Here is a 19,284-nt window from a genome sequence, read left to right as displayed (position 1 = left end):
TTGAGCCCTATGAATTGCAAATCATTTGGCCGGATTCTTATCGTTCTGCACCAAAAACATTCGACGCCGGGACGGTTTGGACGGATTTTGCGGGCGGAGGGGCTGGCCCTTGATGTCCGGCGCCCGCGGTTTGGCGATCCCCTGCCGGCAACGCTGAAAGACCATGCCGGCGTCATTGTCTTTGGCGGTCCGATGAGCGTCAACGACGAGCAGGCCTGGGTCCGCCGCGAGATCGACTGGATCGGCGTTCCCCTCAAAGAACGCAAACCCTTTCTCGGCATTTGCCTCGGCGCCCAAATGCTGGCCCGCCATCTTGGCCACCGCGTTTGCCCGCATCCGCAAGGACGCGTCGAGATCGGCTATTATCCCATCGATCCCACGGAACATGGGCATAAGCTTTGCGCGTGCCGCTTTCCCAGCCATGTCTATCAATGGCACGGTGAAGGCTTCGATCTGCCGCGGGGAGCGACTTTGCTCGCAAAAGGGCGCGAATTCGAAGCTCAGGCCTTTCGCTACGGTGAAGCTGCCTTTGGCCTCCAGTTCCACCCGGAGGTGACTTTGCCGATGATGTGCCGATGGACCGTTCTGACGACAGAGGGAATGTCTCGACTCGGCGCCCATCCGCGTCACCGCCATATTGAAGGCTGGTTTCGGCACGACCGCGCGGTTGGGCGCTGGTCGAGCGCATTCCTGCGCCGTTGGCTTTCCGGGAACGATCCGACCCGCGAGCCCGTAAACTGAAAATCCAGTTCCAATATGGTCTAGGTTAGCTCGGTTCGACCCGGAACCGTGTTGGCTCAGTTACGCCGGCAAATTCTTAAGGCGGCAGCGCGGCGACAAAATGCCGCCGTCCCGCCGAAGATCGCATTGAACTGCGAGAGGGCGGAACGGCGGAATCAAAGCAAATTGTTACGTGATTAAATCACTGGGGGGAGGCTTGGGAGGACCATTTCACACCCCCGCGATAAGACGGTTGTTGCAGAGTTCCCGTTGCGGCGCATCGGACATATGTTCTAAATCGTGCGATGGTCCAATCTTGTAGGCCTCGTTTTACAGTTCTCCCTCCTCAGTTAGGGACAGGGTGATGTGCCGGTGATCAGCAGACCCTTCATGCCTGCGGACGCACGCGGAAGCACGTGGGGGGTACGAACCGCCCACCGCGCCTTTCATCCATCCTCCCCCGTCCAACGATGACCGACCGTAAGCAGGTATAGCGACACCATGAATGATGAAGCTGAGTTCATCGCTCTGATCGACCTGGTTTACGCCGCGGCGCTGGAGGGCAACCTATGGCCGTCGGTGCTGGCGAAGCTCGCCGATGTCGTGGGAACGATGCAGGCGATCATCGCGACCATGGACCGGCGCGCCAACACCTTCGATTCGATTTCCCGGCGGACCTATCCCGAATTGGACGCCAGCTACAAAAGCTACTGGGCGTTCCACAATCCGCTCTGGATTAACTCCGGCACGCAACCCGTCGGCAAGCTTTACTCGTTCGACACCCTCATGGATCGGCAAGACTTCGCCAAGACACCCATTTTCAACGAATGGTGGAAAAAGGCCGACTACGGCTTCGCGATGCTTGCAGCAAATCTAATGTCTGAAAATAATGTTTCGGCGCTGATCTGCATGGTCAACGATCCGAAACATGAGGCGCCGACGCCAAGGCAAATCCGCCTATTCGAGGCGGCGATCCGCCACATCGTACGCGCGGTGCGGATCCATCGTCAGCTTTGGACGTCCGATCTGGGGCATGACACGACGCCGGAGCGCTTCGAAAATATTCGGCAGGCAGCAATCATGGTGGATGCCGTAGGCCACACGCTTTACGCAAACACCGCGGCGCGTGCGTTGCTCGACGCCGGCGATGGGCTCGTCATCAAAAGCGGTTGCCTCGCCTCAAAAGATGGTCCGTTCCGCTTGCAACAACTGATCGCCTCTTGTGCGCCCGGGGTCGGCCCGTTGCGGGGGCCATTCGGCGGACAGTTTGAAGTGCGGCGAGGTTTGAACCGGGCCCCTCTCAAAGTTGCGGTGACCCCGATGCGGCCCAAAACGCCGGTCGTGGAAATCCCTTGGCTCGGCCTTCGCGCCCCCGTCGCGATGGTGACCGTGGTGGACCCCGAAATTGATCGGGCGATCCTCACGCGAGGTCTGCACCGGCGTTTCAATCTCACCGCTGCGGAGGCGAGATTGGCGGCCGAGATCGTCAAAGGCGACGGCCGCGAGGCGGCGGCCCGGCGGCGCGGCATTTCGGTCGCGACGGCCCGCGCTCAGCTTTCCAGCATCTTTGAAAAAACCGGCACCCATCGACAGGCCGAACTTGTGCCTCTTCTGCTCGATATCGCCGATAAAGGTGCGACGGAATGCTGGGATTCCTGATTCAAGGACCTTCCGGTTCATAAAAGTGCAAATTGTTATGCAATTTTGCGCAATTTACCTTACAACGCTTCTAATCGGGAATTGATCCCCGCTGGTCTAAGGTGGGACATCGAAGGTTTGTCACTGCGGCAATTGCAGGAGCTTATGCGCCTTGACGCTACAGCATCGACGTCGAACGGGTGACGCTGCGCCATGAGTGGGGATGATGATTTCATTGCGCTCATCGATTCGATCTACGAGACGATCCATGATGGGGATGTTTGGCCCAAAGTTCTGACGACCCTTGCCGACGCCATGGATGCGTCGCAAGTTGCCATCACGTCGGTGGACAAGCGGGACAGCATCGTGTCGGCAGTCGCGCCGCGCACCGATCCAGCTCTCATAACCCTCTATAAGGAATACTGGGCGTTTAATTGCCCGCTTTGGCGCCACACCGCGCTCCATCCGGTCGGCAAGCCCTTCTCGCTCGACAGTCTCATGCGGCGCGAAGAGTTCTCGGCTACACCAATTTTCAATGAGTGGTGGCGCCGCGCCGAATATGGGCTCGCTGCGACGGCCGCCAACCTCATCATGGAGGATAATCTTTCGGCATTGATCTGCGTGACCAACGCGCCAGCCATAGATCAGATGACGGAAAGACAGACCCAATTATTCGCGACCGCGCTCCGCCACATCATCCGGGCCATTAAAATCCGTGGCCGGCTCTGGGGCCTTGAACTGAATAAAACAGCCGCGCTTGAGCGATTGGACACTTTGCAGAAAAGTGCTTTTCTGGTCGACGCCTGGGCTAGAGTTGTGTTTCTGAATTCTACAGCGAAGGCAATGCTCGATGCGGAGGACGGCATCGTTCTCCGAAAGGGGCGCCTTACCAACATTGGCGATTCGGACATTTTGCAAACGCTCATCGCGTCCTGCGTGGAAGCCTCCCTCAAATATAAGGCTCCCGGTGGCGAGTTCAGTGTCGAGCGCGCCTTCCCTTGTTCGCCGCTTCAGGTAAGCGTCGCGCCGTTGCGATCCAATCAGCGTCTATCCGAAGTTTCCTGGCTTGGCCTTTCTGCGCCGGTCGCCATTGTTACGGTGAACGACCCCGACTGCGAACGGCGCCAATTGGAAACCAATTTGCAGCGTCGTTTCGGTCTGACAGCCGCCGAATCCCGGCTGGCGGCGGAGATTGTGAAAGGCGATGGCAGAGGCGCTGCGGCGCGACGGCGCGGGATCACCGGCGCCACGGCGAGGACTCACCTTTCGAGCATTTTCGAAAAAACCGGAACCCATCGGCAAGCCGAACTCGTGCGTCTTTTACTGGACGTTTCCGAAGCGCGGAAATTAGGGAGCGAACCGTTCGGGCCCTATCGCGGCTGAAGCTTGGACGCGCCCCAAGCGCTACCTTACCGACGCATAGGTAAAATAGGCGGCAAGTGGCCAATTCTTTCTTGCGTGTTTAGCGCCAAAGGCCGAGCATTGTTTTGCTGGCCCACCAGCGCCATGTCGGCGAGGCTGTCAAATGGTCAATCAGGACGAACTCATATCTTTAATCGGCTTGATTTATGAGGCTGCGCTTGATGATCGCCTCTGGTCGGTTGCGCTGACGAAGCTCACCGATGTGATGAAGGCGGCACAGATCGGCATCGCGAGTTTGGACTTTCGGGCCCAGATCTTCGACTCGATCACACCGCGTACCGATCCCGAGTTTCAAGCCAGCTACCGACAATATTGGGCGTTCCACAATCCGCTTTGGATGCTGACCACGACCAAGCCTGTCGGCGAAATCTATTCCCTCGATAGCCTCGTTTCGCGCACCGAGTTTGCTACGACTCCCGTATTCAATGAATGGTTCAAGCCCGCCGAGTTCGGGCTAGCCATGCTTGGCGTAAATTTGCGGGTGGATGATGGCGTCTCCGCGTTGATATGCGTCGCCAATTCCCCTCGCGACGATCAGATCACCCATGAACAAAGGCGCATCTTCGAGGCTGCTGCGCACCACATCGGTCGCGCGGCCCGCATCCATTACCAGTTCAGGATGCTCGATCTCAATCTCGATCTCGACACCGCGCCGAACCGGCTCGAAAATCTCGACCGCGGCGTCCTGCTGGTCGACGCGGGGGCAAGAGTATTGTTTGCGAATGCGGCGGCACGCGCGACACTCGACTCCGGACGTGGCCTCACCGTCAAAGACGGTTACCTTGCCTGCGCCGACGGCTCGGATACGGTGCAAGGGCTCATTGCTTCTTGCATCGGTCCGCTTGATGCGCAAAACGGCGCGGGAGGAGAATTCTGGATCAGAGGAGGGCCCCATCACCCCGGCCTGCAGGGATTGGTGACGCCCCTTCGGGCCAAGGGCACGGTCGCGCCCCTCCCTTGGCTGGGCTTGCGGATCCCCGTCGCCATGGTCAGTGTGAGCGAGTCGGCGACAGAAAATCAAAATTTGCACTAAACGCGCGGGCCCTTTTCGAACTCCCCATCGCCATTCATTGGATGGAGATCGCGGACCATCGATTTTATCCGCTCGTCGAGCACATGCGTATAAATTTGCGTCGTCGAAATATCGGCGTGGCCGAGCAATTCCTGAACGACCCGCAAATCCGCGCCATTTTGCAAGAGATGGCTGGCAAAGGCATGGCGCAATACATGCGGGCTAACCCGCGCGGCCGCGATCCCAGCCGCGGCGGCACAGATCTTCAGATCGCGGGCGAAAGCCTGGCGCGTCAGATGTCCGCTTGTGCTATCGGCCGGAAACAGCCAAGGGCCTGTCGCGGGATTCGGCCTTTTGTTCAACGCGGCGCGATAGGCAAGCATCGCGTCCCGCGCCTGAGCCGAAAGCGGCACAAGTCTCTCCCGGCCTCCCTTGCCGCGAATATGGATGAAAGGCTCCTTGGTTTGCGCGGCGCTCGCCGGGAGTGCCACGAGTTCGGAAACCCGCAAACCCGTCGCATAAAGAAGTTCCAACAGACACGCCGTCCGCAGCGCCCGCAGCCTATCGGTATTGGGGCGCGACGCGGCGTCGAGCCCTTCCTTTGAAACCGCAAGCAGATGACTCACCTCGGCAATGGATAGGATTTTTGGGAGATTTCGGCCGCGCCGGGGAGCTTCGATGATCAGCGCCGGATCGTCGGAACGGCGACCTTCTGTGACGAGGAAGCGATGAAACTGACGGATCGAGGACAGTTTGCGAGCGCTCGAAGCCGGTTTTAGGCCACGGTCCACCAGACCGGAAAGATAGGCGCGAATATCGCCGGTCGCGGCATTCAGCGGCGTCTTTCCCGCGAGCGTCAATCCGGCTGCATAATCGGCGAGGTCGCGGGCGTAGGATTCGATTGTATTTTTGGCCGCGCCGCGTTCGGCCGCGATCATGTCGAGAAAGGCTTCGATCAGGGGAAGAGGCTTTCGCTTCCCAGGCATGGAGGCCCTATTTGTTCAGCCGCGCCGCAGGAACCGATTGGCTCATCTCGCGCGGCTGCGGTTCGACAAAGGTCACGAGTGCGACCATGCACCCGTAGACGATTCCTGCCAGGATGCCGACGATGACAAAAAACCGAATGAGTGATGGCACGCGAATCTCCGTTTGCGCTCCACTGTTATCGGGCAAGGACTCGCGGGAGGCAAGCGCGGCGTGGCCGTTTGGGGCGGTTTGTTGAGAAGAATAATCAGCCCGGCAGATGGCATGGCATGCCAATGAGCGCCGTGCCGTCGTTGCCCGTCATCCGGGCCGCGATGATACGGGAGGGCGGCTGGTCTTTCAGCCTCACCCGCGTGAAATCCTCCGTCCTGGCCATGCCGCCCCTCTCCGTCAGCACCGGCAAGAGCTTGCCGATTTGCGTGTCGAGATGGCGGCGCAGCGCCAGATCCCCGGCCTCGCGCAGACGCTTGGCCCTTTCCTTCACAACTTCCGGGGCGACCGGAGGCATTTTCGCGGCCGCGGTGCCGACGCGGGCGGAAAATGGAAAAACGTGAAGATGGGTTAGGCCGCACTGATCGACCAGCGCGACCGTATTTTGGAACATCGCTTCGGTCTCGGTCGGAAATCCGGCGATCAGATCGGCACCGAAAACAATATCCGGCCGCAGCCGGCGTAATTCACCACATAACCGCAGCGCATCGGCACGGCGATGACGCCGCTTCATGCGCTTCAGGGTCAGATCGTCGCCGGCCTGGAGCGAGAGATGGAGATGGGGCATAAGACGCGGCTCGTCCGCGAACGCCCCGATGAGCGCGGCATCCGCCTCGATACAGTCGATCGAGGAAAGCCGCAGCCGCTGAAGGCTTGGCACCGCGCGCAAAATCGACTGGACGAGGTGCCCGAGCGCCGGGGCGCCTTCGAGATCGATGCCATAGGAGGTGAGATCGACGCCGGTCAAAACGATCTCACGAAAACCGTTTGCGGTCAGCCGGCGCGCCGCGTCGATAACCTCCGTCTCCGGGACCGAGCGGGAACGGCCGCGCCCGAACGGGATGATGCAAAAGCTGCAACGGTGATCGCAACCCGTCTGCACCGCCAGAAATGCGCGCGTATGATCCTCGACACCTTCGGTGAGCGCCTTTGGCGCCGCCTCCGCCGACATAATGTCCGAGACAGCGACCCGGACTTCCTCACCTGCTTCCGCCCAAATGGCCGGATCGGCCTTTTCGCTATTTCCGATGACTCGAAATACTTCCGGCATCGATGCGAACAGGGCCGGGTTGATTTGGGCGGCGCAACCTGTGACGACAATTTCGGCTGCCGGCCGCTCGCGCTTGATGCGGCGAATCGCCTGGCGCGCCTGCCTCTCGGCTTCCGCAGTCACCGCACAGGTGTTGACGATCACGACACCACGCTTCCCCTGGCCTAGCGCCGCGCGTCGCATCGCTTCGGACTCGACAAGATTGAGCCGGCAGCCGAAGGTCACGACTTCAACGTCGTCCGGAGGCCGGCAAAAATGCGTCACGCCGCAATGTCCTTGAACAGAACCGGATCGAGCCGCGCCTCGAATTCAAGCTCGACCAGGCCGGCCATCACGACATGGTCATCCGTCTCCCGCCATTCAATATCGAGATCGCCGCCGGGCAGGCTGACTGTCGCATGACGCTCCGTAAGACCAAGGCGCGCCGCGGCGACCAGCGCCGCACAGGCAGCCGATCCGCAGGCGAGGGTCAAGCCGACGCCGCGTTCCCAAACCTTGAGTTCGATCCGTTCGCGCGATGTCACATGGGCGAGGGAGATATTGGCGCGCTCGGGAAAAATCGGATGGGTCTCAAGCAAGGGGCCGAGCTTTTCGAGATCATAGGGCTCGATGTCGTCGACCCAAAAAATCGCATGCGGATTTCCCATGTTGACGGCTGCGAACGAAGGCAAAGTCGCAGTGATTGCATGTGTCGGCAATTCTATTTTGCGCGTATCGGGAACGGGATCGCGCAATGGAATTTCATTCCAGGCCAAACGCGGTTGACCCATGTCAACGCTAAAGATGCGTTCGCCAATCCGCCGACATTCGAGCCGCGCGGCGGCTGTTTCAAGAACAAGTTTTTCCCGCGTCGTTTCACGGGTCAAGGCAAAGGCGACGCAGCGCGTGCCATTGCCGCATGCCTCGGCTTGCGAACCGTCGCGGTTGTAGATCGTCATGAACGCATCCGTCCCTTTCGAGCGGGGTTCGTGCAGGACCATAAGCTGATCGAAGGCGAGGCCTTTCCCCCGCCAGATCGCACGCGCCTCGGCGCCGCTGACAGTCAGGCCGCTCCCGCGCAGATCGAGAATTACGATCTCGTTACCTATTCCGTTCATCTTCGTGACGGATCTATTCGCCAGGGCGCTCATGGGCTCAATCAATCATCTGCGGCTTGGTTTCCACCATGTTTGCGAAGCAATTGCCCGTCGCATCCCCAAAGAATGGGGAAAATTACTCTCGGCGACAAGGCTCCACGGACGAACCGTTTCACGAAACGGGAAGGCACGGCCATCCCGCTTGCGCCCTCTGATATAGAAAAAACTTTGCTTGCCGGCCAGTTTTATCGCAGGTGTGGGCCAAATTATGCCAGGATTGGCGTAGTCTCCTGCCGGACGGACTAGATCGTTTGGGCTCTCGCGGAAACATAGTTTTGGAGCGCGGTACATGAGGATTGGCAACATCGCCCGTTTGCTGGGCGCCGAAATTCTGTTTGGCTTACTTCTCACGGTTTTGGTCCTGCAGCCGACGCCGTCTGTTGCCCAAACGCGCGGTCAGGGTCCGGCCGCCGACCATTCCACGCCAGCGGCGCCAGCGCCCGACGGGAAAAGCGCACCCGACGCGGCTCCCCCCACCGAACCCGAGTCAAAAGCCGCTCCCGGAGTGCCGAACGATGCCTCGGCCGTGACGCTTGAAATGAACGCCCGGCCCGTGGCCATGATCGACGAAAAAGCGGAATGGGCGAATGGCTTCAAGTCAGTGATGAGTGCAATCGACAAGGTGCAGGCCGCGGTCAAGAAAGCCAACCTCGTCGCATCCGGGCGCCCCTTTGCCTTGTTCTTGGCGACCGACGATACGAGCTTCCAATTCGAGGCGATGGTGCCGCTTACCGAAAAGCCCGACAGCAAAATCGAATTGAGCGACGGCGTGAAAATCGGAGAATCGCCCACCGGCAAAGCGATCAAGTTCCTGCACCGCGGAGCTTATGACGATATCGATTCGACCTATGATCTCATCACCGCGTTCCTCGATGAAAAGGGCCTCGAATCGCAAAATCGCTTCATCGAGGAATATCTGACCGATACGAAAGAACCCGACGACGCGAACCTCGAAGCCGATATTTACGTTTTCCTCAAATAGACGTCGGCCAAATCCTGGGGCGAGTCGGTGATTTAGGAACGATCCTTGCGTGTCGTGCGTTTGCGCACGGCTCGCCGAATGGATCGGCGCGCTTTAAGGCCAGCATTGGTTCGTCTTTCGCCGGAGCGAGGAATGGTTCGCCGCCGCTTATCTATTGCAACGGTTATATTTTGTGCAGCTGCAATGAGTTTGGTCTTACTGGAATTGGGACTGCGCTATGTCGGTTATGGATCCTTCCCGATCTATGACCGCGACGATGAAATTAAATATATCCCGGCCGCCAATCAGCAGGGCAATTTCTTAAATCGCAACGAATGGTATTTTAATGATCGGCACATGGGGAATAAGTCCAACTGGGACCCCAAGAAGCATCCCGACATATTGCTCATAGGCAATAGCATTGTACTCGGCGGCAATCCTTTCCATCACGACGATAAGCTCGGCCCCCTTTTGGAAAAGGATCTGGACGGTCGCACCACCGTGTGGTCGGCGGCCGCGGGCGGCTGGTCGAATGTCAACGAGATGGTCTATCTCGATCGCAATCCGGACGTTCTGAAAAACGCCGATGCTCTGATCATCGAATATATGGACGGAGGCCTTTCGGCGCCGAATCCCTGGCCCGGTTATTATGTTTTTCCCGACCGCAGAGGATGGAGTTTGACGAATTTCGCATTCGGCAAATATGTCGTGCGTCCTCTGGTTGGCCACTTCGTCAACGAATTCGGTTCATTGCCTGTCACCGGCACGACGGACCCCGCCCAATTGGAGCGCTTCAGAACGCTTGTCTCGAACGCCGCCAAAGACCGTAAGGTCGTGATCTTTATGTATCCGATGCTCAAGAATCTTAGAAACACGGCGGGGTGGCAAGCAGTGATCGCTCCGATTCAGGAGATTTGCCGGCAACAGGCGCTGACCTGCGTGGATGTGGCGAAAGAGCCGACGTGGAGCGAAACCCTTTATTCCACGGATGGCGTTCACCCCACGGTCGCGGGCAACAAAGCGCTGGCCGCTATTCTTGCAAGCGCTGTGAACGGCCAGACTACATCTCGCATGTAGCCGTCACGGCACCGGCACTTTTTCAACCGAGTCCCAAAATTGCGGCCGTGCCTGAGACAGCCTGCCGCCGATCCGCACGGGCGCGATCTTGACCGCGAGACCCCTGGCGTCGAGTTCGACAGCGAGGCCGCAAAGGGTCGCCGTACCGGAGGCCGGCTCGAACCGCGAGGCCGGCAGCTTGGTCGTGAATCGCCGGATCGGCTCCTCTTTTTCCATGCCGATGACCGAATCATAATCGCCGGTCATTCCGGCGTCGGTCACATACGCGGTGCCTTGCGGCAGGATCTGGTAGTCGGCAGTGGGAACATGCGTGTGGGTTCCCGCGACAAGGGAGACTCGCCCATCGACGAAATGTGCGAAAGCCTGTTTTTCGCTCGACGCCTCGGCATGGAAATCGACAACCAAGGCATCGCAGCCGGCTCCAAGCGGGCAGGCGCATAATTCACGCTCAATCGCCGCAAAGGGATCGTCCAGCGCGTCCATGAAGATGCGGCCCATCAGATTGATAACGAGCACACGGGCGCCGGTCGCGGTCTCGATCAGATTGGCGCCGCTGCCCGGCGTCCCGCGCGGATAGTTGAGCGGCCGGATCAGGCGCGGCTGGCGCGCGATAAAGACGAGCGCCTCGCGCTGGTCGAAGGCATGATTGCCGAGAGTTACGCAATCGGCACCCGCGGCGACAAACTCGGCACAAATGGTCTCGGTGATTCCAAAACCTCCGGCCGCGTTTTCGCCATTGACGACCACGCAGTCGAGCCCCCAGGCGAGGCGCAATTTGGGCAATTCTTCCATGAGAACGGCGCGGCCGGCACGGCCGACGACGTCGCCGACGAAAAGAAGACGCATGCGAAAAACGATCCTGAAATGCCAGACCCGACGCTCTAAAGCTGAGCCCGGCAGTCAATCAACTCGTTTTCCGTTAGCACGTAATCGAGCCTTTCGTCGTGGGCTTCATGCGGAACTTCCGGGACTTCCTGGCTCGCATAGGCAACACCTACGGCATAAATCGTCTTTTTCGCCCGCAGCTGGGCCAGGCTGCGGTCATAAAAGCCGGCGCCATAGCCGATCCTTTGGCCTGTCCGGTCGAAGGCCGCAAGCGGCACAAACAGGAGATCCGGCGCCACTTCAGGGGCCGTCGGCAGCGGCTCCTCGATCGCCATTTTGCCCTTCAGCGTAGGGTCTCCCGGCCGCCACAGCCGGAACACCAGCGGTGTGCCGAGCCGGCCGGTCACCGGCAGAGCGGTTTTGACCCCGGCAGCGGCAAGATTTTTCAGAAGCGGCAAGGTCGAGGGCTCATTTGCCAGCGGAAAATAGGCCGAGGCGATCAAGGGTCGCAGACGCTGAACAAGGGCAAGGCCCTCCGCCGCCAGCCGTGCGGCGAAGGCAGCCGCGGTCTCGGCGGTGGTCTCGCCGCGCCGCGCGAGGGCCCTCGCGCGCAGGGACGCTTTTTTAACTGCGAGGGACATAATCCAGCCGGAAGGAATAAGCGCGGGGCCGCGATGGCCGTGGGATATCGATCCCGGGAACCTACAACGTAGGTGGGCGCCGTGTGGCCAAGCCCACGGGCAAGGCCAGGGACAGCTCCCTTAGAGATCGATAAGGCCCCGGGAATGCTGATCCAACACGCACCCCGCAGCTCCGCTTGTTCAATCTAGGGGGTGGTGGGGAGAAATACCAGTTTTTCGCGCGTCGTGCCTCAGTTTGAATTTCTGCGAATCACCCAAGCGATGTCCGGCACTCGATTTTCACCGGCCGCTTTGCGCCATTTGCCGTCGTTCCCCGGCCCTACCGAGTTCCAGGAACGGCCGCCCGTTCGACAGACTTGCATCAGCCAATGCCATTTGATAGAAAACGGCAAGGAAGGACGCGCCATGGCCGAAGAATGGATGACGATCGAGGAAACTGCGCGATACCTGCAGCTTGGGAAAACGGCGCTATACGCCCTGGCAAGGGAGCGAACGCTCCCGTCCAACAAAGTTGGCAGCAAGTGGCTTTTCAGTAAGCGCGATTTGGACGCATGGGTTCGCTCGAATATTCCTCTTGAGCAATTCTTTCTGAAGACGCCGGCTCATATCGAAGAGAACATGCAACTTCGTGAGCCCCAAGTAGAGGCCTATAGGGCGCTGTACGAATATTTTAAGTCCGGCAAGCAGACCGCCATCATCCAGATCCCGGTCGGTTGTGGCAAGTCCGGGATCGCGGCGATCGCGCCTTTTGGCATCGCGAAAGGAAGAGTGCTGGTGATCGCGCCCAACCTCACAATCAAGGAAGGATTGTTCGAGTCCCTGGATGTCACCAATCGGCAAAAATGTTTCTGGCGTAGACGCGGCGTTCTCACGGACGACGCTATGATCGGCGGACCTTTTGCTACGACGCTCGACACCGGGAATCTATCGGTCTGCGAGAAGTCGCATTTCGTCGTCTCGAACGTCCAACAACTCTCAACTAACCCAGAAAAGTGGCTGCGTCAGTTCCCGAACGATTTTTTCGACATGCTCATCGTCGATGAGGCGCATCACTCGCCGGCGGAAAGCTGGCGGAAGGTGCGGGAGCATTTCGGTGCCGCTCGTGTCATCAACATGACCGCAACACCGTTCCGGGGGGATGCTCAAGAGATCGAAGGCGATCAGGTCTATCGCTATCCGTTTAAGAAAGCGACCTTCAAAGGCTATATCAAGCGTGTGACTGCATCTTACGCAGCGCCCAGCGAGCTTGAATTCACCGCACATGGCGAGACAAAAACGTATACGCTCGACGAAGTCTTGGTCATGAAGGATAAAGACTGGTTCAGTCGAGGCATTGCTCTTTCCGAGCCATGCAACCAGACTATCGTGGATAATAGCCTGCAAAGACTGGAACAGCTGCGAGAGACTGGAACAGCCCATCAGCTAATCGCGGTCGCCTGCAGTGTGAATCATGCTCGATCGATCGTTCGGTTGTACCAAGCGCGCGGCTTCAACGCTGATCTTATTTCCAGCGAGATGGATGAGGACAAGAAGGCCGACGTGAAGCGCCGCCTTACGAGCGGTGAACTCGACTGTATTGTGCAGGTTCAAATGCTTGGTGAAGGCTTCGATCACCCCAAGCTCAGCGTCGCCGCAATCTTCCGGCCGTTCCGCACACTCGCACCCTATATCCAGTTCGTCGGACGAATTCTGCGGGCCGTAGTCCAGAATAGCCCGGGCCATCCGGATAACTATGGGCACGTCGTAACGCACGCCGGCATGAATCTCGATGAGAGGCTTCGCGAGTTCAAGTTGTTTGAAAGCGACGATCAGAAATTCTGGGAGGACGTGATTGGGGGAAAGGAGCCGGAGCCCCCTGCCGATGTGAAGAGCGGCGAGGCACGAATGAAGCTATCCGAACCGGCCGTGGTGAATTACGAGATCGTAGACTCGCTGATTGAGGAACAGTTCACTTCAGCTGAACAGGAAGACATTATCAAGGAACTTCGGGAGAGGCTCGAACTCCTCGGCCTCGATCCTGAGCAGGCGGAGGCGATCGTCCTCGCAAAGTCAAGCACAAGGACAACGTCCAAGGCGGCGCAACCTTTCCAAGTTCTCCCCCAACGAGAATGGGAGGCGAAGAAAAAGGGGCTAAACGAGCAGGTCAACAGAGCGGCCAATCTCCTGATCAACAGGCTTGGTATCAACCGAGGCGGTCGTGACCTGATCAGTCTGGGCGTCGCTGCTACAAACAATTTCGTAGCTTGTGTCACGCTCATCAACAAGGATCTCAAGAAGAGATATCCGAAGCCACGAAAAGAGTGGGCCACAGAGGAATTTGTAGCGGCCGAAGCTGATCTGGAAGACGTCCTCAACGCACTAACGCGTCGATACAAGGGGCTGCTGAGTGGCAAAGCCAAAGGGTAAGACGCCGTCCCTTCTATCTATGTCGACTGGCGTGCCGGTTGTACATACGTGTGGGAAGGCGACGCATTGTGACCGGTGCTCGGAAAAGGTAGCAACCGGGCATCCCTGCTTTCAGATCCCGAAGCTAAAAAACGGATTCACCACGCGACCGATTTTCTGTGTCGCATGCACCGCCGACATCATAGGGCAGACGAAGGCCGAACTGAAAGTCATAGAAGAACTGGTAGTCAGTCATTCATAGGCCGTCCTATCTATTCGGAGCGCAACGTCTGCTCACGGTGCAAAGCAGAAATTCAAACTGGGACACACTTCGTTCGCGGGCATTGAATGGATTAGGGCGTGCGGCCGACCTTCACTCGCGGCCGGCAGCGTTCAGATCCTGCGCCACCTGCTCGATCCGCAGCGCCGCCTCGCCGAGCGAAACCGCGATGATTAAGTGATCCGCCGCACGCGCGTTGATTGGATATCGAGCCGGTGCTCGATATCCAGGCCCGTTCAAACACGCAGGAGATCGGGATTTCGGATAACCGGTCAAGCTTCACCATGGCGCCAGCCGTGAGCTAGGCACACCCAGCACACCAGTGTGCTGGGTGGCGAAGCGCAGAGTCCAGCACCGTGAAACACACGATCAGACCACGGCACGTATTCGGCTGGTCTTCGCTCAGTAGCTGTGACGGCGAGAAGTCCGGCGAGCGGTGCGGCGCACCACACGACGGGCATAAAGCGCTTTCTCCACGAAGCCGTTGGATGCGACAACTGGCGCGACAACTTCCGTGCACGCTTGGGAATAATTCGCGGGGACCGCGGCTTGAGCGTGTGTGCCGAGCCCAATAGCCAGCGTCGCTCCTAATGCCACGGCAGCAAATTCAAGAACGATCATCTTTCTCATCGCGAACATCCTCCCTTAAATATAAGGCATTCTTTGCCTCTTATGAAAATCTGGTTTGTTCACTCCAACTTGTGCCGCATGTCTCCTTCTTCGCGAGTCTTTCCGGCAGGGGTGAACGCTGATCCTGGCAGGGGCGTTCCAATTGCCCAACGATACTCGACGAGTTGGTCTATCCGTTGGGCGAAGCCGGTCATCATCGTGACCCGCGCGAGATTATTGGACGTCACGCTAAACCCATGGGATAACGTGCATTATCCTTCTGGCTCGGACGCTCGATTGCGGCGGAAGCCAGGCTGTGGCCGGCTCCCGCCGCGCTTGAGGAGCAATGTGGAGACGCCTCCGGCAAGATGTCCTTATCACTGGCGGGAAATCGTTCCTACGACGGGAGTGAATTTTGAGCTCTGCGTCAAGGCAACGAAGGCAAAACAAGAGTTCGTTGGCAGTCGAGTCGCGGAGTATGGAAGAAGCTGGAAGACTTGAGAAATTCTCGCTGCTCGGCGGCCCGCTTCACCAGCTTGGACGGCGCCTGGGCCTAGTCCGCGGCGAAACGAACTCGGTTGCGCTCGGGCTGGCTCTGGGTTTGTTCTTGTGGGCAATCTTGCTGATGTTAGCACTCATCGAGGGCGTCAGTGACAGGTTGTTTTCGCTTTCGGCGATCGCCGGAGATGTTCGCTTGTTGGTGGTCATTCCGCTGCTCTTTTTGTGCGAATCGTCATTGGACCCTCGGTTGAGGGACTTTGTCAGCACGATCGTGCGCTCCGGGGTCGTGCCCGAGAAGGCGCTGCCGGCCCTGGACTCCGAAATCGCCTCCACGGTCCGGTGGAAAGACGCTTGGTTGCCGGAAGCAATGTGCCTGTTGGCCGCCGTGCTGCTGTCGTTGTTTGCCGCGCAGTTGCACGTTTCGGGAAAAACGGCGGCGCTCGAACCGACCCGAGCCCTAAGCGATGTTTCCTTAGCAGGTCTTTGGTATTGGATCGTTTGTCTGCCGCTTTTTCGCTTCCTGATATTTCGCTGGATTTGGAGAATCGCCCTCTGGTGCCACTTCCTCTGGCGCTTGGCGAAAATGGATCTCCACCTCGTGCCGATTCATCCCGACGGTGCCGCGGGACTCGGATATCTGGAAGTTGTGCAATCCCATTTCACCGCCTTAGTGCTGGCGATCTCAATCCTTGTGTCCGCATCGTTCGCCGAGGAAATTTCCTCGGGCAAGACGGTCTTCGAGGTGATTTACCCTGCGTTTGCGTTCACTCTTATCGTGGAACTGGCGCTGATATTTCTGCCCCCCTGCGTCTTCGCCTCTAAGCTCAGAGCCTGCCAGGAGAAGGGCTTAAGCGACTATATGGTGTTCGCAGCGCGTTACGTGAACGACTTCGAGAAGAAATGGCTGAAAGCGTCCACGATCCCGGCGGATCCCTTGTTGGGCACAGCTGATTTGCAGTCACTGGCTGATTTGTCCAACAGCCTCGGAGTCGTACGTAATATGCGCTGGGTGCCGGTAAGCACGCGTCTGTTGATAACCGTCGTGGTCGCTGCGCTGCTGCCGATGTTGCCGCTACTACTGTTCAAGTATCCCATTGCGGAGCTAATCCAAAGGGTCCTTAGCAAATTGGCCGGCCTGTGAACAGCAGGCGAACAGTGGGACTGAATTGACTAGAACTTCGTTTGCAGGCGCAACGCTGCGTAAGTCGCTCCTGATTTGGTCGGATTCCAGGGATCGATCACCTGCAGATCGGCGGACAAGCGCAGCCAACGCGTAATCGCGAGATTGTAGAAAGCCTCCATTCCGCCTTCGCTGCGTCGGTTCACTCCCAGCGCGGACAGTCCCGCAAGCAAGGGCTCAGTCAGCCCAAAGTGAAAGAAACCAATGCCCCAACGGTCGTTCTCGCGGCCCGCCAACAGATTGTTCCCTCCGAGGCCCGCAAGGACGCTCCATCTGACAGGGCTGGGATTTCCGTCTGAAAGGGTCGCGAGCGTGAACAGACCCCAGCCGACCTCCGAATTCTGTTCGCTTTGTACGAAGTTCTGCTGGATGGCGTAAGAAGTGAACCAAAATCCTTTTTTGGTCCTCACTGAGCTGCCGAGCGCTGATGGTCGGGGCACGTCGGCGATGTCTTCGAGATCGATGCCGCGCGCATTGCTGTAGGCGGCGCGCAATGTGTGAAAACCACGAAGGCCGGCGATCTCCGTTTTAAGAGTCGCAGCACCGCCCACTGCCAACCCCTTCTCGAACGGGCGCTCGATGACCCTGGGATCTATCGCGCTGCGCGGATCGGCGATCATCAACGCGAAATTGATCGGCTCTGTCTTAATCGTCACTATTCCGCCAATAAGATAGGGCGCCGAGAGAACAACCCTGTCGCCGGCACCTCCTCTGAAAGCTGTGTAGGCCACCCCGGTCGATGGCAGGGCGAAAGCTCTGTTCATGAAAGTGTCGATGCCGCCACCGCCGATCAACGGGGTCTTCGATGCGAGCGTCATCATGTTGAATTTTCCGGCGCTGACGGAAAAATACTCGCCGAAATCCTGCGTGATGCTGACGGAGAGAGCGGAGTGATAGCCGTCTCGTTCTACATAGGCCAGCGCCGTGTTGACCGGAATAAGCGCAAAATCCGTCCTGTTTATGTTTTGACCGAAGTAATGCTCGTATTGCACGTTGACATGGAATCCCCGCCAAAGGCCAAGTTTCTCCGCATCCACTTTAAGGAAAGTGTCGAGCTTCCCGCCGTAGCGCCAGGTCTTGCTGCCGTCGCCTTCCGTCTGGCCCTGATAGAACTGCGTTACCCAGACGTCCGGCATAATACCGATGCTGCGCAATTGCTCTTTAGGACCATCGGGTGTGTCGGTCAGGGAAGACTGATTGGGCAGTGACGGTTCGGCGTCCTCCGCGGACGCCACGCTCATCGCCGCCCCGAGAAAGGCCGCAACAGCCAGGATCGCGGCTGGATCGCTGAGGGCCCACGTCCGACAAAGGGATTTTAGGATCACGATGCCCTTCCAACTTGTAGCCAGAAACGCAAATAGAGGCGGCTTCGGCAAGGCATAAATTGTCGCTTCCAGCGGAATTGCGCAATGTGGCGAAATTAGTGTGTGTGCGACGGTGCGTAATTCAAGATGCACAGCGCATCCGGGCCTATCAGATCAAGCAGCTAGACTGTGCAGATATCAGTGCAGATGTCAGCTTCTGGTGCAAAGCAGAATTCAAACTGGGACACATTTCTTTCGCGGGCATTGAATGGATTAGGGCGTGCGCCCGGCCTTCACTCGCGGCCGGCAGCGTTCAAGTCCTGCGCCACCCGCTCGATCCGCAGCGCCGCCTCGCCGAGCGAAACCGCAATGCGGTCGGCCCATTCATCGCGGCCGGGGACACCTCCCGCCGGCCCTGATTTGAGCCGCGAGAGTTCGGCCTCAAGTTCGCGGGCGCGGTTATTCGCCTCGGCCCATTCATCGGCAAGGGTGATCGCCGCCATGATACTCAGCCGCTGATCACCGATTTCCCCGAAACGTTGCCGCATCCCCTCGATCTTGGCGTCGACCAATTGGGCGAGATCGCCGAGACGGGCCTCCTCCCCTTCGTCGCAAGCCAGCCGGTAAACCCGGCCCGCGATCGTGACCGCAAGTTGCGCCATCGTCCCCTCTCAAATCGGATCGGTTAAAGAACTCCGAGACACATTTCCCTCAGTCGTCCCGTTCATCGGCCTCGGCGAGGACGGCCCGGATCGTCTCGCTCGCATGGCTCAACCTTCGGGCCACCTCGTCATTGGCCAATTCCAGCGACTTGGTCCGGGCGATGGCGCCATCGAGTTCAACGGCCAGGCGCGAGCGGTCGTCCTGCATGACCGCAAGCTCCTCTTCGAGATTGGCGCGAAGCGCGTCCATCTTGACCCGCCTCTCGCTCGCAGCGTCCAGCCGGTCCAGCGCGGCGGCCAGCCGTCTCAGCGCCGCTTCGAGGCGTTCCGGCAATTTCGCTTTGGTGGCGGCGTCCTCGGTCATGCGAGCGCCTTCAGCGTCCGAAACTCACGCATGAATCATGTTTGACTTGTGCGATCAGCCTACCCCCAGGTAAAGCCGCGCTTTCTTGTCGCGGCCCGCCCACCCGCCGTGCCAGCCCCCAAGGCGCCGGTCGACAAACCGGCCGACGCGCGCTAAGTGCTTCGGGCTGCGGAAACGCAGCTTAGCGCAGGCAGCGCACCAAATCGCGGCAATTCATCACGCGGCGGCCCTTCGAGACGTCAAAGTGCGGCTAAAGAAACATAGGCAGTGCGTTGACACAAGCCTTTCAGCGGTTGTCAGACCGCGCAATCCATGCTTTCCC

Annotated in this window: 18 protein-coding genes and 1 other RNA gene; 8 read left to right on the top strand and 11 right to left on the bottom strand. The window is 58.8% G+C overall.

Going from position 1 to position 19,284, the window contains the following annotated elements:
* Positions 1-9: 9 nt before the first annotated feature.
* The 4 genes from CU048_10100 to CU048_10085 all read left to right on the top strand — a co-directional run bounded on the left by CU048_10100 (position 10) and on the right by CU048_10085 (position 4,813).
* Positions 10-741 carry a glutamine amidotransferase gene (locus CU048_10100; protein QBR71571.1) on the top strand — a complete coding sequence of 244 codons (732 nt, stop codon included), beginning with the start codon at positions 10-12 and terminating at the stop codon, positions 739-741.
* 480 nt (positions 742-1,221) lie between these two features.
* On the top strand, positions 1,222-2,379 hold the full coding sequence (locus CU048_10095; GenBank protein QBR71570.1) for a hypothetical protein: 1,158 nt from the start codon (positions 1,222-1,224) through the stop codon (positions 2,377-2,379).
* A 192-nt stretch (positions 2,380-2,571) separates the two neighbouring features.
* The gene (locus CU048_10090; GenBank protein ID QBR71569.1) at positions 2,572-3,741 is read left to right on the top strand and encodes a hypothetical protein; all 1,170 of its coding nucleotides are present in this window, start codon (positions 2,572-2,574) and stop codon (positions 3,739-3,741) included.
* A gap of 142 nt (positions 3,742-3,883) precedes the next feature.
* Positions 3,884-4,813 (top strand): hypothetical protein, encoded by a 930-nt coding sequence (locus CU048_10085; GenBank protein ID QBR71568.1) that lies wholly within the window; start codon positions 3,884-3,886, stop codon positions 4,811-4,813.
* Here CU048_10085 and CU048_10080 read toward each other — a convergent pair.
* The 4 genes from CU048_10080 to CU048_10065 form a co-directional block, all read right to left on the bottom strand.
* A complete protein-coding gene (locus CU048_10080; protein ID QBR71567.1) occupies positions 4,810-5,778 on the bottom strand; it encodes a tyrosine recombinase in 969 nt (322 codons plus the stop codon). The genes CU048_10085 and CU048_10080 overlap by 4 nt on opposite strands.
* Before the next feature lie 7 nt (positions 5,779-5,785).
* Positions 5,786-5,929 (bottom strand): histidine kinase, encoded by a 144-nt coding sequence (locus CU048_10075; protein QBR71566.1) that lies wholly within the window; start codon positions 5,927-5,929, stop codon positions 5,786-5,788.
* Between the two features lie 94 nt (positions 5,930-6,023).
* A complete protein-coding gene (locus CU048_10070) occupies positions 6,024-7,301 on the bottom strand; it encodes a tRNA (N(6)-L-threonylcarbamoyladenosine(37)-C(2))-methylthiotransferase MtaB (protein ID QBR71565.1) in 1,278 nt (425 codons plus the stop codon).
* Entirely contained in the window at positions 7,298-8,167 is an 870-nt protein-coding gene (locus CU048_10065; protein ID QBR71564.1) for a diaminopimelate epimerase, read from the bottom strand. The genes CU048_10070 and CU048_10065 overlap by 4 nt, the downstream gene beginning before the upstream one ends.
* A gap of 295 nt (positions 8,168-8,462) precedes the next feature.
* Between CU048_10065 and CU048_10060 the strand changes: the two genes are divergently transcribed.
* Positions 8,463-9,155 (top strand): AraC family transcriptional regulator, encoded by a 693-nt coding sequence (locus tag CU048_10060; protein ID QBR71563.1) that lies wholly within the window; start codon positions 8,463-8,465, stop codon positions 9,153-9,155.
* Positions 9,156-9,338: 183 nt separating this feature from the next.
* Positions 9,339-10,211 carry a hypothetical protein gene (locus CU048_10055; protein QBR71562.1) on the top strand — a complete coding sequence of 291 codons (873 nt, stop codon included), beginning with the start codon at positions 9,339-9,341 and terminating at the stop codon, positions 10,209-10,211.
* Positions 10,212-10,214: 3 nt separating this feature from the next.
* On the opposite strand, the gene CU048_10050 is transcribed toward CU048_10055, so the two are convergent.
* The 3 genes from CU048_10050 to ssrS all read right to left on the bottom strand — a co-directional run bounded on the left by CU048_10050 (position 10,215) and on the right by ssrS (position 11,853).
* Positions 10,215-11,057: a metallophosphoesterase gene (locus CU048_10050; GenBank protein QBR71561.1), complete on the bottom strand. Its 843-nt coding sequence runs from the start codon at positions 11,055-11,057 to the stop codon at positions 10,215-10,217.
* A 35-nt stretch (positions 11,058-11,092) separates the two neighbouring features.
* On the bottom strand, positions 11,093-11,677 hold the full coding sequence (locus CU048_10045) for a 5-formyltetrahydrofolate cyclo-ligase (protein QBR71560.1): 585 nt from the start codon (positions 11,675-11,677) through the stop codon (positions 11,093-11,095).
* A 21-nt stretch (positions 11,678-11,698) separates the two neighbouring features.
* Positions 11,699-11,853: non-coding RNA, 6S RNA (ssrS, locus tag CU048_10040), on the bottom strand.
* A gap of 229 nt (positions 11,854-12,082) precedes the next feature.
* Between ssrS and CU048_10035 the strand changes: the two genes are divergently transcribed.
* Positions 12,083-14,083: a helicase gene (locus CU048_10035; protein ID QBR71559.1), complete on the top strand. Its 2,001-nt coding sequence runs from the start codon at positions 12,083-12,085 to the stop codon at positions 14,081-14,083.
* A 661-nt stretch (positions 14,084-14,744) separates the two neighbouring features.
* On the opposite strand, the gene CU048_10030 is transcribed toward CU048_10035, so the two are convergent.
* A complete protein-coding gene (locus tag CU048_10030; GenBank protein ID QBR71558.1) occupies positions 14,745-14,981 on the bottom strand; it encodes a hypothetical protein in 237 nt (78 codons plus the stop codon).
* Between the two features lie 448 nt (positions 14,982-15,429).
* Between CU048_10030 and CU048_10025 the strand changes: the two genes are divergently transcribed.
* Positions 15,430-16,593, top strand: a complete 1,164-nt coding sequence (locus tag CU048_10025) for a hypothetical protein (protein ID QBR71557.1) — start codon at positions 15,430-15,432, stop codon at positions 16,591-16,593.
* A gap of 29 nt (positions 16,594-16,622) precedes the next feature.
* On the opposite strand, the gene CU048_10020 is transcribed toward CU048_10025, so the two are convergent.
* The 3 genes from CU048_10020 to CU048_10010 all read right to left on the bottom strand — a co-directional run bounded on the left by CU048_10020 (position 16,623) and on the right by CU048_10010 (position 18,962).
* The gene (locus CU048_10020) at positions 16,623-17,873 is read right to left on the bottom strand and encodes a porin (GenBank protein QBR72834.1); all 1,251 of its coding nucleotides are present in this window, start codon (positions 17,871-17,873) and stop codon (positions 16,623-16,625) included.
* 356 nt (positions 17,874-18,229) lie between these two features.
* Positions 18,230-18,598, bottom strand: a complete 369-nt coding sequence (locus CU048_10015; protein ID QBR71556.1) for a cell division protein ZapA — start codon at positions 18,596-18,598, stop codon at positions 18,230-18,232.
* Positions 18,599-18,647: 49 nt separating this feature from the next.
* Positions 18,648-18,962, bottom strand: a complete 315-nt coding sequence (locus CU048_10010) for a hypothetical protein (protein ID QBR71555.1) — start codon at positions 18,960-18,962, stop codon at positions 18,648-18,650.
* Positions 18,963-19,284: the final 322 nt, after the last annotated feature.

It is taken from the genome of Beijerinckiaceae bacterium, from assembly GCA_004564215.1.
GTDB lineage: Bacteria > Pseudomonadota > Alphaproteobacteria > Rhizobiales > Beijerinckiaceae > Methylocapsa.
Note: the sequence above shows the minus strand (reverse complement) of the source record. Positions and strands in the feature narration are given on the sequence as shown.